At 64.4% G+C, this 13,004-nt stretch carries 12 protein-coding genes; 2 read left to right on the top strand and 10 right to left on the bottom strand.

Annotated features, from left to right (window positions below; genetic code table 11):
* Positions 1 to 65: 65 nt before the first annotated feature.
* Positions 66 to 1,706: an ATP-binding protein gene (locus MTBLM5_RS07355; RefSeq protein ID WP_173975187.1), complete on the bottom strand. Its 1,641-nt coding sequence runs from the start codon at positions 1,704 to 1,706 to the stop codon at positions 66 to 68.
* 110 nt (positions 1,707 to 1,816) lie between these two features.
* Positions 1,817 to 2,527, bottom strand: a complete 711-nt coding sequence (locus tag MTBLM5_RS07360; protein ID WP_173975189.1) for an SDR family oxidoreductase — start codon at positions 2,525 to 2,527, stop codon at positions 1,817 to 1,819.
* Positions 2,528 to 2,703: 176 nt separating this feature from the next.
* Here MTBLM5_RS07360 and MTBLM5_RS07365 point away from each other — a divergent pair, with 176 nt between their 5' ends.
* Together MTBLM5_RS07365 and MTBLM5_RS07370 are read left to right on the top strand one after the other, a co-directional pair.
* Positions 2,704 to 3,672 carry a GNAT family N-acetyltransferase gene (locus MTBLM5_RS07365; protein WP_254430947.1) on the top strand — a complete coding sequence of 323 codons (969 nt, stop codon included), beginning with the start codon at positions 2,704 to 2,706 and terminating at the stop codon, positions 3,670 to 3,672.
* 168 nt (positions 3,673 to 3,840) lie between these two features.
* Entirely contained in the window at positions 3,841 to 5,250 is a 1,410-nt protein-coding gene (locus MTBLM5_RS07370; protein ID WP_173975193.1) for a homospermidine synthase, read from the top strand.
* On the opposite strand, the gene MTBLM5_RS07375 is transcribed toward MTBLM5_RS07370, so the two are convergent.
* The 8 genes from MTBLM5_RS07375 to oah all read right to left on the bottom strand — a co-directional run bounded on the left by MTBLM5_RS07375 (position 5,251) and on the right by oah (position 12,997).
* Positions 5,251 to 6,081: a hypothetical protein gene (locus tag MTBLM5_RS07375; protein WP_173975194.1), complete on the bottom strand. Its 831-nt coding sequence runs from the start codon at positions 6,079 to 6,081 to the stop codon at positions 5,251 to 5,253.
* Positions 6,082 to 6,186: 105 nt separating this feature from the next.
* The gene (locus MTBLM5_RS07380; RefSeq protein WP_173975196.1) at positions 6,187 to 6,426 is read right to left on the bottom strand and encodes a YfhL family 4Fe-4S dicluster ferredoxin; all 240 of its coding nucleotides are present in this window, start codon (positions 6,424 to 6,426) and stop codon (positions 6,187 to 6,189) included.
* 36 nt (positions 6,427 to 6,462) lie between these two features.
* Positions 6,463 to 7,302, bottom strand: coding sequence for a benzoyl-CoA reductase subunit D (gene bcrD, locus MTBLM5_RS07385; RefSeq protein WP_173975198.1), 840 nt, complete (start codon positions 7,300 to 7,302; stop codon positions 6,463 to 6,465).
* 24 nt (positions 7,303 to 7,326) lie between these two features.
* Positions 7,327 to 8,619: a benzoyl-CoA reductase subunit A gene (gene bcrA, locus MTBLM5_RS07390; RefSeq protein WP_173975200.1), complete on the bottom strand. Its 1,293-nt coding sequence runs from the start codon at positions 8,617 to 8,619 to the stop codon at positions 7,327 to 7,329.
* 13 nt (positions 8,620 to 8,632) lie between these two features.
* Complete coding sequence (gene bcrB, locus MTBLM5_RS07395) at positions 8,633 to 9,928, bottom strand: benzoyl-CoA reductase subunit B (RefSeq protein WP_173975201.1); 1,296 nt, start codon at positions 9,926 to 9,928, stop codon at positions 8,633 to 8,635.
* Between the two features lie 4 nt (positions 9,929 to 9,932).
* Positions 9,933 to 11,093 carry a benzoyl-CoA reductase subunit C gene (bcrC, locus tag MTBLM5_RS07400; RefSeq protein WP_173975203.1) on the bottom strand — a complete coding sequence of 387 codons (1,161 nt, stop codon included), beginning with the start codon at positions 11,091 to 11,093 and terminating at the stop codon, positions 9,933 to 9,935.
* Between the two features lies 1 nt (position 11,094).
* Positions 11,095 to 11,859 carry a cyclohexa-1,5-dienecarbonyl-CoA hydratase gene (locus MTBLM5_RS07405; RefSeq protein ID WP_173975205.1) on the bottom strand — a complete coding sequence of 255 codons (765 nt, stop codon included), beginning with the start codon at positions 11,857 to 11,859 and terminating at the stop codon, positions 11,095 to 11,097.
* A 4-nt stretch (positions 11,860 to 11,863) separates the two neighbouring features.
* Positions 11,864 to 12,997, bottom strand: coding sequence for a 6-oxocyclohex-1-ene-1-carbonyl-CoA hydratase (gene oah, locus MTBLM5_RS07410; protein ID WP_173975208.1), 1,134 nt, complete (start codon positions 12,995 to 12,997; stop codon positions 11,864 to 11,866).
* Between the last annotated feature and the right edge of the window lie 7 nt (positions 12,998 to 13,004).

The raw sequence follows: 13,004 nt of genomic DNA on the forward strand, positions 1-13,004 counted from the left end.
GGGTCAAGCCCGGCCATGACGGATTGAGGAAGCTGACAGGAGTGCCGAGTTCTTCCCGCAGCCTGTTAGAAATTGCCCAGCGGCAGGATCACCGTGGCGGTGGTGCCTTCGCCCGTGCGGCTGGCGATCTCGACGCGACCGCCATGCAGGCGGGCCAACTGGTCGGCCAAGGAGACGGCCAGGCCGGTGCCCTCGCCCGGGCGTGAGGCCTGCAGCGGCGCCCGTCCCAGCGGCGCCAGCGCCAGTTTCATCGCCGGACCGCTCATGCCCGGGCCCTGATCGGCCACGCTGACGACGGCGAATCCTTCGGCGCCCGGCGCCAGGGACACGGTGACCGTACCGCCCTTCGGCGACATCCTGATCGCCTCGCTGACCAGGTTGAACAGCATCTGACGCAGGCGCAGATTGTCGCCATCGACCCTGAGCGGCTGATCCAGACCGACACTGGCCAGGCCGACCTCACGCCGGCGGGCCTGGTCGGCCGCCGCCCGCAAGGTCTCGCGGATCACGGTGACCAGATCCACCGGGGCGCGCTCGATCGCCAAGGTTCCGCCTTCGATGCGGGTCAGATCCAGCAGATCGTTGATCACCGCCTGCAAATGCCGCCCCGAGGCGGTGATGTAGCTGAGATATTCCTGGCAACGGGCATGACAGGACTGGCTGGGTCCGGAATGGGCCAGGGATTCGGCGAAGCCGATGATGGTGGTCAGCGGGGTCCGAAGCTCGTGGCTGGCATGGTTGACGAAGGCCGACTTGGTCTCGGCGGCGGCCTCGGCGGTGGCCTGCGCCGCCATCAGCAAATCCTGCGTCCGTTCAAGCTTGCGTAGCTGGGTCTGCATCCGCGTCAGCAAAAGGCCGATCAGCAACAGCAGCAGCACCACCAACAGGCCGGGAACGATCATGTGATTGGCCCAGCCCAGCAGCACCTGATCGGTATCCATCGATACGATGGTGATCAGCGGGAATTCGTTGCTGCGGGCGAAGCCGAAGATGCGTTCGTGATTGTCGAACGGCGACATGGTGACGCCGCCGCCCCGGCGCTCGCCCACCGCGCGGCGAAAGGCCGGCATATCGGCGATCGAGCGGCCGGTCACGCCATCGGGGTCGGGGACGCGGACCAGCACGGTGCCGACCGAATCCACCAGCAAGGCGGCCATGCGCGGATCGTTCACGGCGCCGCGCAATTCCCGCGACAGCTGGTCGAACGACAAGGTGGCGGCGATCACGCCCAGGAACTCGCCCTTGGGACCGGTCAAGGACCGGCTGACCACCATGATCCACGTCCCGTCATTGCGGCTTTTCAGCGGGCCGCTGACAAAGGTGCGCCCGGCCGCTTCGAGATGGGCACGGAAATAGTCGCGGTCGGACAGATCGACGCGCGACATCGGCAGTGGCAGGTTGGTGGCATAGCGCGAGAAGCCGTCGGCGCCGATGATCAACAGGCCGCGCGCCTGACCGATCAGCGGCATCTGCCGGCGCAGCAAGGCCAACATGTCCTCGGTGCCGTCACCCAGCAGCCGGTACGAGGCATCAATGCCGGCCAGCACCTTGTCGATGCCGCCGAAGATGCCATCGACCGCCTGGGCCAGCAGCAGGCTGGAATTCATCACCTCGTTGCGGGCGGCATCGAAGGCAGCGGAACGCTCACGCTCGGCCCACAGGGCGAACGACGCCACCACCGCGATCCCTACCAACAGGGACAGCACCAACACCTGTCGGCGAAGTTTGACCGAAGAAACCATAGACCCGCTTCAGGACGATCCCCAAGGCTGCCATGGTAGAGCCCCCCCTCCCGCACCGCAAGGGGGGCACATGTCTATATATATTGACCGGAATCGACCTTGATCACCTCGCCGGTGACGCAGCGGGCCAGATCGGACAGCAAGAACAGCACGGCGTTGGCGATGTCGGTGGTGTCGGGAAGGATGGCGAGCGCCGCCTCTTCCAGGGCCTTGTCGCGGAATTTCTGGTCAAGCGCCAAGGTCATCTCGGTCAGCACCATGCCCGGAGCCACCGCGTTGCAGGTCACGCCCTTGCGCCCCAGTTCCTTGGCCACCGTCTTGGTCAAGGTCACCAGCCCGCCCTTTGCGGCGGCATAATTGCCCTGGCCGATCTTGCCGCGCAGGCCGTTGATGGACACCACGTTGACGATGCGGCCATAGCCGCCATCCACCATCCCCGGCGCCGCGGCGCGGATGACATGGAAGGCCCCGGTCAGGTTGACGTCGATCACCTGGCGCCACTCGTCGTCGCTCATGCGCATGATGGTGCGGTCGCGGGTGATGCCGGCATTGTTGACCACCAGCGTCACCGGCTTGCCGATGGCGGCGAAGGCGGCCCGCACGCTGTCGGCGTTGGCAATGTCGACCTCGTGCGCCACCAGGGGCGCCGCCAAGCCGGCCGAGACATCGCGGTCGAACACATGCACCTCGGCGCCGCCAGCGGCCAGGATGTCGGCGATGGTACGGCCGATCCCGCGCATTCCCCCGGTGACGATTGCGACGCGGTTGGTGAAATTCCACTGCATGGTTCGAGCCCTCTCTTGACCGGCGACGTTATTTCGGTATTATCGTACCGATTTATCGGTTTAGCAAGCGTATCCCCGCCCCGCCCACGCGTCAAGAGACGGGGAACGCCCACCAACAGTTCATCGCGGGACCACGCCATTCGTGCGAACCCGTTCTAGGGAGGTTAAGGATGTCCATGACCGTGCGTGCCGTCACCTCTGCCGACCTCGACCGCGTCGTCGAACTCGACCGCCGGCTGACCGGCCAGCCCCGCGCCGACTTCTACAAGCGCCGTCTGGCCGCGCAGGCCGCCGACCCGAAGTCGTTCATCAGCTTCGCCGCCGCCGACGGCGCCGTCTTGAGCGGGTTTTTCTTCGCCCATGTGCTGGACGGCGAATTCGGCGGCCAGGCCCCGGTGGTGGTCCTTGACGCCCTGGGCGTCGACCCCGACATGCGCGGCCGCGGCGTCGGCCGCAAGCTGATGGTGCAGTTGGAAGAGGCCATGAAGGCGCTGGGCGCCAAGGAAATGGTCACCCAGGCCGATTGGACCGAGCATGCGCTGATCCGTTTCTTCGGCGCCAACGGCTTCAGCCTGGCGCCGCGCCTGATGCTGGAACGTTCGACCGCCGATGTCGAGATCGACGTGCCGGTGGAAACCCCCAGCCACGGCGCCGAGATCGATCTGTCCGACCCGTCGGGCGACCAGTCGGCGGCGCTGTCGCGCGACGTCGTGCCGGTGCGCTCGATGGCCGATTCCGACCAGGCGGCGATCGTCCATCTCGACAAGAAGATCACCGGCCGCGACCGGTCCGGCTATTACCGCCGCAAGATCGCCGAGGTGATGAAGGAATCCTCGGTCCGCGTGTCGCTGGTCGCCGAGATCGACGGCCAGTTCGCCGGTTTCGTGATGGCCCGCGTCGGTTATGGCGAGTTCGGCCGCGCCGAGCCCGTCGCCATCCTTGACACCATTGGCGTCGAGCCGGCCTTCGCCCGCCAGCATGTCGGCCGCGCCCTGCTGTCGCAGCTGTTCGCCAATCTGGGCTCGCTGCGGGTCGAGAAGGTGCAGACCGAAGTGGCCTGGAACGGTTTCGGCCTGCTGAAGTTCCTGGAACGTAGCGGCTTCGCGCCGGCCCAACGCCTGGTGTTTCGCCGCCGCGTCGGCTGATCCGGTCGCGTCGCGATCGTTCTTCGGCCCTCCACGAAGGAGACGGGCGCACCGCTTCGCGTCCGTCTCCTTTTTTTCATACATGTCTTCTTGCTTGACCTTGGCTAGTCCCTATACTCATGCGCCGTCATTGTCCGGCCATCCGCCACGACAAGGGAGTCGCCAAGAATGCAGAAACTCGTTTCGTTTGCCGGCCGTGTGATCATCGTCGGTTTCGGCAGCATCGGCCAGGGCGTTCTGCCCCTGATCCTGCGCCATATCGACCTCAATCCCGATCGGATTACCATCGTGACCGCCGAGGAACGCGGCCACGACGTGGCGAACGAGTACGGCATTACCTTCGTCAACCACGCGCTGACCAAGTCCAATTACAAGGACGTGCTGGGTCCGCTGGTGGGCAAGGGCGACTTCATCCTCAATCTGTCGGTCGATGTGTCGTCGGTGGCGCTGATCAAGCTGGCCCGCTCGGTCGGCGCGCTTTATCTCGACACCTGCATCGAGCCATGGGCCGGCGGCTACACCGACCCCTCGCTGTCGGCCGGCCAGCGCACCAATTACGCCATGCGCGAGCAGGCCCTGGCGCTGAAGAGCGCCGAGCCGCTGCCCACGGCCGTCGTCACCCATGGCGCCAATCCCGGCCTGGTCAGCCATCTGCTCAAGCAGGCGCTGCTGAACATTTCGGCCGATTGCGGCAAGCCGGTCACCGCCCCCGCCGACCGCGAGGGCTGGGCCCGCCTGGCCGCCGATATCGGCGTCAAGGTGGTGCACATCGCCGAGCGCGACACCCAGACCGCCGCCCATCTGCCCAAGGCCATCGGCGAGTTCGTCAACACCTGGTCGATCGACGGCTTCGTCGGCGAGGGCTGCCAGCCGGCCGAACTGGGCTGGGGCAGCCACGAGAAGCAATTGCCGCCCGACGGCCGCCACCACGATTTCGGCAACGGCGCCGCCATTTATCTGATGAAGCCGGGCGCCAGCACCCGGGTCCGCACCTGGACCCCGATCGAGGGTCCGTTCCACGGCTTCCTGATCACCCACAGCGAAGCCATCGCCATCTCGGATTTCTATACCGTCAAGGATGGCGACAAGGTGGTCTATCGGCCGACCGCCCACTACGCCTATCACCCGTGCGACGACGCCATTCTGTCGGTGCACGAACTGGCCGGCAAGAACTGGCACATGCAGCCCAACAAGCGCCTGCTGATGACCGAGATCACCGACGGCATCGACGAATTGGGCGTGCTGCTGGCCGGTCACGCCAAGGGCGCCTATTGGTTCGGCTCGCAATTGTCGATCGACGAAGCCCGCCGCCTGTGCCCGCACAACAACGCCACCAGCCTGCAGGTGACGGTGGCGGTGCTGGCCGGCATGGTGTGGGCGATCGAGAACCCCCATCGCGGCCTGGTCGAGCCCGACGAGATGGATTTCAAGCGCTGCCTGGACATCTGCATGCCCTATCTGGGTCCGGTGATCGGCGCCTACACCGACTGGACCCCCCTGTTCGGGCGCGAGGAACTGTTCCCCGAGGATTTGGACCGCGACGATCCCTGGCAGTTCAAGAACGTCCGGGTCTTGTAGTCAACCGGCGGCGGGCTTGATCGCCGCCAGGATCGATATCCGCTTGATCTTGTCGCCGCGGCCGAACAGGTCGCGGCCGACATAGATCGGCTCGATCAGGCCGGCGGCGGCGGCCTCGTTGAAACGGCTGACGAAATCGACGTTGAAGGCCAATCCGCCGCCAGGGTCCTGGTGGCCGATCTGCTGGTTGACCGGCTCGACGAACACCATCAACACCTCGGGCGTCAGGCGGGCGACGCGTTCGAAGAAGTCGGCCGGAAAGCGTTCCTGGAACATCACCGCGAAATTGGTGAACAGCAGCAAACGCCCGCTGGCGGCCAGCGGCGCCGGATCGAAGGAGTCGAAGTCGCCGGGCAGGAAGGTCACGTTCATCGCCGGCAGGCGTGCGGCCAGACGAGCGGCCAGGGCGCGGGCGTTCTCGTTGGGCTCGTAGCCGAAGAAGCGGGTGTCGGGGGCGCCGCCGCCGGCCAGCCACAGATCGAACAATTGGCGGCCATAGCCGGTACCGATCTCGGCCACCACCTCGGCGCCGGTGGCGAAATCGGCCAGCATGCGGGCGACGTTCAGATCGACATAGGGCAGGAACCGCGCTGCGTCACCGCACGACACGCCGTCTTCCGGCATGGACAGGTTGGTCAGCGGGTCATGCTGGCCCGGACGCGGAACGAAGCCGCACTGGCCGGTATCAGGATCGACCTGATAGCGGTTGGCCGTCTCGAAGCGATCGAAACGGCCGAAGATGCGGGCCAGCTCGGTCTCCTCGGCCAGCAGGGCGTCCAGAACCTTGCCCCGCGCCGCCCAGGCCAGACGGTAATATTCGATCCAGTCCATGCGCCCTCTCGCTGCAGGCTGCAACTATCCCCCGGCGCCTTAGTCCTGGCAAAGAAAAACCCCGACCCTGTCGCCAGGGCCGGGGCATTTCGACAAGATGGCAGATCAGCCGTGCAGGGCGGTGTACTTGGCCTGCAGCTGGTCGTGGCTTTCCTGAACGCCGACGACGATGCAGTCGGCCGGGCAGACCAGCTGGCACTGCGGGCTGTCCTCGGCGCCGACGCACTCGGTGCAGCGATCGGCGTCGATGACGTAGATCACGTCGCCGGCCGAGATGGCCGTGTTCGGGCAGGTCGACACGCAGGCATCGCAGCTGGTGCAATCGTCGGTGATCTTGAGCGACATTGTCTTGGTTCCTCTCTCTCTTTCGTTCCCCGGGGGTCAGGCAGCCTGGCCGAGACGGGCAAGTTTCTCGTGCCGGAAGGCTCCCCACAAGGCGGCCCCGATAGCACCAGCGTATATCGAGTCCGGGTGGTTCTTGGCAACCAGATTAACCTTCTCCTGCTCGGCCGCCTCGTTCAGGGCGGACAGCAGGCCGGCATCCAGCGCCAGACCGCCGGTCATCAGCACCACGCCGTCATTGGCGCCGATCGACTTCAACAGCTTGGCCAGGCGAACCGCCATCGAGACATGGATGCCCTTCAGGATGTTCGAGGCCGAGATGCCGCGGCTGACCATGTTGATGACGTCGGTTTCGGCCAGCACGGCGCAGATCGACGACACCTTTTCCGGGTTGTCGGCCTTGGTCGACAGGGTGCCGATCTCGTCCTGGGCGATGCCCAGATAGCGGGCGATGTTTTCCAGGAACTGCCCCGAGCCCGAGGCGCACTGGCTGGTCATCTTGTAGGACAGCACCTTGCCGCCCTCATCGACCTTGATGGCGCGGCCGTTCAGCGCCCCGATATCCAGCACCGAGCGGGCTTCGGGATCAAGGAAGATGGCGCCGCGACCATGGGTGGTCATGGAATAGAAGTGACCGGTCGAGAACTTCAGGTTCTCGGCATCACCCGTGGACGCCACATAGGCGACGTCCGAGGCCTTGATGCCGGCTTCCTTCAGCATGTCGTCGAAGCCTTCCTGCGCCAGCTGGAAGGGATCGCGGTTGCGGATGCGCGAGGTGAACTTGGCCAGCCATTCCTGCTTGTCGCCATCGACGCGGAACAGCACGCCCTTGACGCAGCCCGAGCCGATGTCGATGCCGGCGGTGATGATAGCGCTCATTGGATATATCCTCCGTTCCGGCTGTTAGTTGACCACCGCGCGCACCGCGAAGGTGGCGCCGCCCAGGGCTCCGGTGTAGATCGAGTCCGGGTTGATGTTGATGGTGACGTCGCCGTAATTCTCCTTGATCAGCTTGCGCAACTCGCGCACCGCCGCCTCGTTCTTGGCGACGCCACCGGTGAAGGTGAACTGGTCCTTGACGCCGCCGGCACGCGACAGGATCGACATGGCGCGCAAGATGATGGCGCGGTGCAGACCGGCCAGGATGTCCTCGCGCTTCTCGCCCAGGGCCAAACGGTCACGCAACTCGGCGCCGGCGAACACCGTGCAGGTCGAGTTGATGCGCACCTGCTTGGTCGAGTTCATGGCCAGCGGCCCCAACTCGTGCAGGCCCATGTTCATCTCGTCGGCGATATAGCCCAGATAGCGGCCGCAACCGGCGGCGCAGCGGTCGTTCATCTGGAAGTTCTCGACGATGCCGACGGGATCGACCTGGATGCCCTTGGTGTCCTGGCCGCCGATGTCCAGCACCGTGCGGGTTTCCGGGTACATCATGTGGGCGCCCAGACCGTGGCACAGGATTTCCGAGCGGATATGCTCCTTCGGGAAGGGCAGACGGACGCGGCCATAGCCGGTGCCGACCACATAGGTCTCTTCCAGCGGGATGGCCAGGGCGTCCTGCACCGGCTTGGCGATCAGGTTGTTGGCCATCTGGCCCTTTTCCAGGGCGCGGATGAACTTGCCTTCCATGTCACCCGACGGCGGCCGGTTTTCCACTTCGATGATCGACTTGTCATAGACATTGAGGATCATGTCGAAGCCCAGGCCGGCATCCTTGCACACCGCCTCGCCGACGGTCATGAAGTCCGACCCGGCCAGATCGCGGAAGAAGTCCGACTTGCGCTTGCCGCCGGCAGCGAACAGCTGGTCCGAACCGACGCGCAGACGCTTGAACACCTCGGCCAGGGTTTCCTGGACGCCCTTCTCACGACCGGCGAAGCGCGGGCCCTTGATGTTCTTGACGCAGGTTTCTTCCAGGTCGCCCAACTGCTCGAGGAACTGGACGTGGCGGAAATTGCGTTCCAGGTCGGCCAGGATCTCGTCGACCTTGCCGGCCACTTCCGGCACGCTCCCCAGAGCGCGACGGAACAGGGTCAGGCGGGTATCGATCAGCGCTTCCTGCTTCGACACGGCAGCCGCCGTGTCGTAGTTGGACCGCGAATTGGTGATGCCGCGCCCGAGGACCTGGGTGTTCTCATCCATCACCACCGCCTTGGTGGTGGTCGATCCCAGGTCGATTCCGATGAAACAACGCATATTCGTTTCCTCCTTACGCGGCCACGGTCTTGGAACCGCCGCCACGGCGCTTCTGCTCGATCATCTGGAAATAGCTTTCCAGGCGGTTCTTGACGTTGGCGGCCGAGAAGTAGCGCGGATCGACCAGGTCGGTTTCGATGAAGGCGCCGGGCTTGCCGGTGCGCCGTTCGACTTCCTTCATGATCATCAGCTGACCGGCCGAGAAGCTGTTGCAGCTCTTGATCGAGTTGATCAGCAGGCCGTCGGCCTCGTATTCCTCGACATACTTGGCCAGGATATCGACGCGGGTCGGCAGGTTGCGGTTGGTGTAGCAACCCAGGCAGTAATCGGCCAGGCTCTCCAGCGGATTGTCGGGATCGTGGCGGAAACCCAGATCGTACATGCCGCCGACCTTGGTGTAGGACGAGGCGACAACCACCGCGCCCTCGTCATAGAACATCTTCCAGAACTCGCGGAAGTTGGTCCAGTTGGGCGGGCCTTCGACGACCAGGCGGTACTTCTGGTCGTTGAAGCTGGTGCCTTCCGGCGTCAGCGGGCCTTCCTTGCGGTCGATGCGGCCTTGGACTTCGGCGCGCAGCATCTCGTAATACTTGACCGCGTCCTCGGTGCCGCGGAAAGCGGTGAAGATCGGGCCGATGTAATAGACGCCGCCGAAATAGGCGTCGATGGGCGACGGCTTGTGCTTGCCCTGCTCCAGGCACCACACCAGATCGTCCTCGGCCTTGGCCGAGTTCTTCAGGTACTGGCGCAGGCGATCGATGTCGAACTTGACGCCCGACACCTCTTCCAGACCGGGGATGACCACTTCCTTCAACTGCTTGACGATGTAGTCGCGCATGTTCTTGGTCGAGTGGCCGTCGCCCTCGTAAGGCACGTGCAGCATCAGGGTCGGGCACTTGTACTGCTCGCGCAGCAGTTCGAACCACTTCATGAAGGTGTAGCAGCCGGTATAGGACAGCATCAGCACGTCCGGGTCAGGGTACGGCTTGCCGTTCGGCGCGATGTTGCCCTTGCTCATCTGGCCGATATCGGCCTTGACGTAGGTGCAGACGTCTTCCGAATGGCCCGACTTCTCGGCTTCCATGATATAGCCGCCCGAGGCCTTGCGCATGCCGGCCTGGATGGCGTTGATCTCGGGCAGATTGTTGACGATGTCGAAGCACATCAACAATTCGTTGAGGTTACCCGGAACGAAGGTGGAGGACACCTTACGGCCGGTCTCATGCTTGGAGGTAATCGCCTCGTAGTTCCGGGCGATCATCTCCTTCTGCATGAGCATCGAGGGTTCCTTGGCGGCTTCAGTGCTCATGGCGTCAGCTCCACAGCTTGATGGAATCGGCGAAAGTGCCAGCCTGTTCGCGGATCGGCTGCATCTGGCCGGAATTTTCCGCGTACTTGAACGAGATGTAAGGGATCTTGGCCTCGGTCAGGGCCGAGCAGATCATCGGGCGGTCCAGCAGGGCCGGGTCGCAGAACGACGGGGTGGCGTAGATCACGCCCTCGGCGCCGCACTGCTTGACCTGGGCGACATGGTACTTGCCCTTCTCGCCCAGCTTGGGGACGTACTTGCACGACGTCTCGACCGAGTGGGTGATGAAGGTCATCGCCAGGTTCCGGACCGGGTCGCCATCGACCGGCACGTCCTCGGTGATGAAGCGGTTGACCAGCGAGTAATCGTCCTCGACCACGTAGCAGCCGGCCATCTCGATCGACTTGATCAGATTCAAGGGCGGCTGTTCGCAGAAGCTGCCATAGATGGCGATGCGGACATTGTCGCGCTTCGGACGATCCTCGGCGGCGGCGGCGGCCATGTAATCCTTGAGCAGCTGGTTGTGCTCTTCCACGTCCATCATCAGGCCGGCGCGCATCAGCACGTAGACCTCGGAGGTCGGGGCCTTCCACGGTTCCTTGGCCCGGAAGGCATAGACCTCGCGCACCAGGCGGCGATTCTCGTTGTAAAGGGTGATCGAGCGGCGGATGTCGTCGTCGGTGATCTTGCGCCCGGTCAGCTGTTCCAGACCTTCGCGCAGTTCCTGCAGTTCGATGGCGTAATAATCGCCGCCGATCGAGGGGTCGAAATTCTGCGGCGTGTCGAAGAACTTCGACCACACGTTCGGGAACATCATCTTCCAGATGCCCGACAGGTTGCGGATGACGTCGCAGACGAACGGGAAGATCATGCCATCGACGAAATCGACCCGGCCGGTCACCCCCAGCTCGATGGTCGAGCGCGGAATGCGGCAGATATAGGACTGGTAATAGGCGTCACCGTGGATGACTTCCATCTGGTCGCCACCGCCGAAGATTCCCAGCGGAAGGCAACCGGCGGCGTGGATCATCTCCATCGGCGCGTAAACCGGCAAGAACCCCACCACCTTGCGGCCGGCCTTGGCGGCCTTCCACTCGCGGGCATAGGTGAAGTTCAGGTCCTCGTACATGTCCTGACAACGCTTAACGATATCGGCGACGGCCATTTTAGCGGTCCTCCCAGTGAGCCGGCCTCTTCTCGACGAACGCGGTCAGTCCTTCGACTGCATCCCGCGTCGCCATCAGGCCGTTGAGATAAAGGTCTTCGACAAGGGCGATCTTGGCGATCACGCGCTCGACCATGCCGGCGCGCGCCGCGCTTACAGCAAAACGCAAGCTTGAAGCCGAATGCTTGGCCAGGCCGGCATCGAACCAGGCCAGCGCCGCCGCTTCCGGCTCGTCGGCCAGGGCGTTGGCAAGGCCGGTGGCGACCGCTTCGGCGCCGGTGATCGAGCGTCCCGAGAACAACAAGTCCTCGGCGGCGGCACGGGGCATGCGCTCGGGCAGCAGGCACGAGGCGGCCGGCGCGAACACCGCCAGCTGGATCTCGGGCTGGCCCAGGCGGGCATCTTCCGACACGAACATCAGGTGGCCGGCGGCGGCGACTTCCAGCCCACCGCCCAGGCACTGGCCGCGCACCGCCACCATGATCGGCACCGGATAGGCGACCATTTCGCGCACCAGCTCATGCAACGACTTCAGCATCCCGGCACATTGGTCGGGCATGTGTTCCGGCACCGAGGCACCGAAGCTGAAATGCGGGCCTTCATGGTCCAGCAGCACGCCGCGCAGATGGATGTCGGCCTTGGCCTCGACCAGGGCGGCATTCAGCGCCCCGATCATCTCGGCATCGACGATGTTGGCCTTGGGACGCGCCAGACGCAGCCTTAACAGCTTGCCGTCACGGTCGCGCCAGACTTTCAACGCGCTCATCGGTTCAGCCCTTCGCCTTGGGGATCAGGGATTCGATCAGTTCCGGAGTCCACGGCGCCCCCTTGGCCAGGGCCTGGCGCAGGGCGACGAAGTCGATCTCGCGCTCGTCCTTCGGCCCCTCGTTGAAGGCCCTGAAGCCGGTGCGGGCCTCGGTCATCATGTTGAGACCCAGCCAGTCGCGGCTGTTTTCCTTGTTGGCGTTCCAGGCGTTCAGCTTGGGCTTGCGCAATTCCTGGATGGTCTTGGTGAAGCAGTCGGGGAAGGTCATCAGGATCTTGGCGCAGACTTCCTCGACCTTGGCGTCCAACAAGGACAGGTCGATGGTGCCCTGCTTCAGCAGGTCCTTGCCCTTCATCAGCTCGTCGCCGGTCTTGCTCTCGCCATGGATGATGCGGCCGTATTCATCGAGATAGCGGTCGGTGACCACCAGCGGGTTGGCGACGAACTTGCCATCGACCTTCAGGGCCGGGACCACATCCATGATGATGCCGACACGGGCGGCCTTGTGGGCCGACCACGGCTCGCACAAGCTGCCCGACACCATCGCCTGCTCGCAGCCGATCATGACGGGAAGGAAGTCGGTGGCGCCGCCGATCGGGGCCGAGCCGTGCTTGGGGCCGGCCTGGCCGAACTTGGCCAGATCCTGGGCGATCGAGAAGTCGGCGGCCATGCCGATTTCCTGGCCGCCGCCGATGCGCATGCCGTTGACGCGGCAGATCACCGGCTTGTCGCAGCCCAGGATCGACGACACCATGTCGTTGAACAGGCGCATATAGGCCCGGTATTCCTGCGGGTTGCCGGCGTAATATTCGGCATATTCCTTGGTGTTGCCGCCGGTGCAGAAGGCCTTGTCGCCGGCGCCGGTGAACACCACACTGACCACGTCGCGGGCGTTCGACGCCTCGCGGAAGCCCATGATCACGCCCTTCACCATCTCGGTGGTGTAGGAATTGTACTGCTTCTGGTTGTCCAGGGTGATCCACACATTGTACAGGCCTTCGGCGACCGAGCCGTCCGGCCGCTTGGCCGGTTTCTTCTCGTAAAGGACGCCGGGGACGATCTGATGGGGCACCAGATCATGGTCGTTCAGATGGGCGGGCGCCGTGCGGTCGACGATGGCGGCGGTTTCGGGCTTCATGGTTTCG

Source organism: Magnetospirillum sp. LM-5, from assembly GCF_902729445.1.
Taxonomy (GTDB): Bacteria; Pseudomonadota; Alphaproteobacteria; order Rhodospirillales; family Magnetospirillaceae; genus Magnetospirillum.

Excerpts from the sequence above, each read along its gene's own strand:
- MTBLM5_RS07370 (WP_173975193.1), top strand. The coding sequence starts at position 3,841 with ATGCAGAAACTCGTTTCGTTTGCCGGCCGTGTGATCATCGTCGGTTTC.
- bcrC (WP_173975203.1), bottom strand. The coding sequence starts at position 11,093 with ATGGCCGTCGCCGATATCGTTAAGCGTTGTCAGGACATGTACGAGGAC.
- MTBLM5_RS07405 (WP_173975205.1), bottom strand. The coding sequence starts at position 11,859 with ATGAGCGCGTTGAAAGTCTGGCGCGACCGTGACGGCAAGCTGTTAAGG.
- bcrB (WP_173975201.1), bottom strand. The coding sequence starts at position 9,928 with ATGAGCACTGAAGCCGCCAAGGAACCCTCGATGCTCATGCAGAAGGAG.
- MTBLM5_RS07360 (WP_173975189.1), bottom strand. The coding sequence starts at position 2,527 with ATGCAGTGGAATTTCACCAACCGCGTCGCAATCGTCACCGGGGGAATG.
- bcrA (WP_173975200.1), bottom strand. The coding sequence starts at position 8,619 with ATGCGTTGTTTCATCGGAATCGACCTGGGATCGACCACCACCAAGGCG.
- MTBLM5_RS07380 (WP_173975196.1), bottom strand. The coding sequence starts at position 6,426 with ATGTCGCTCAAGATCACCGACGATTGCACCAGCTGCGATGCCTGCGTG.
- oah (WP_173975208.1), bottom strand. The coding sequence starts at position 12,997 with ATGAAGCCCGAAACCGCCGCCATCGTCGACCGCACGGCGCCCGCCCAT.
- MTBLM5_RS07375 (WP_173975194.1), bottom strand. The coding sequence starts at position 6,081 with ATGGACTGGATCGAATATTACCGTCTGGCCTGGGCGGCGCGGGGCAAG.
- MTBLM5_RS07365 (WP_254430947.1), top strand. The coding sequence starts at position 2,704 with ATGACCGTGCGTGCCGTCACCTCTGCCGACCTCGACCGCGTCGTCGAA.
- bcrD (WP_173975198.1), bottom strand. The coding sequence starts at position 7,302 with ATGAGCGCTATCATCACCGCCGGCATCGACATCGGCTCGGGCTGCGTC.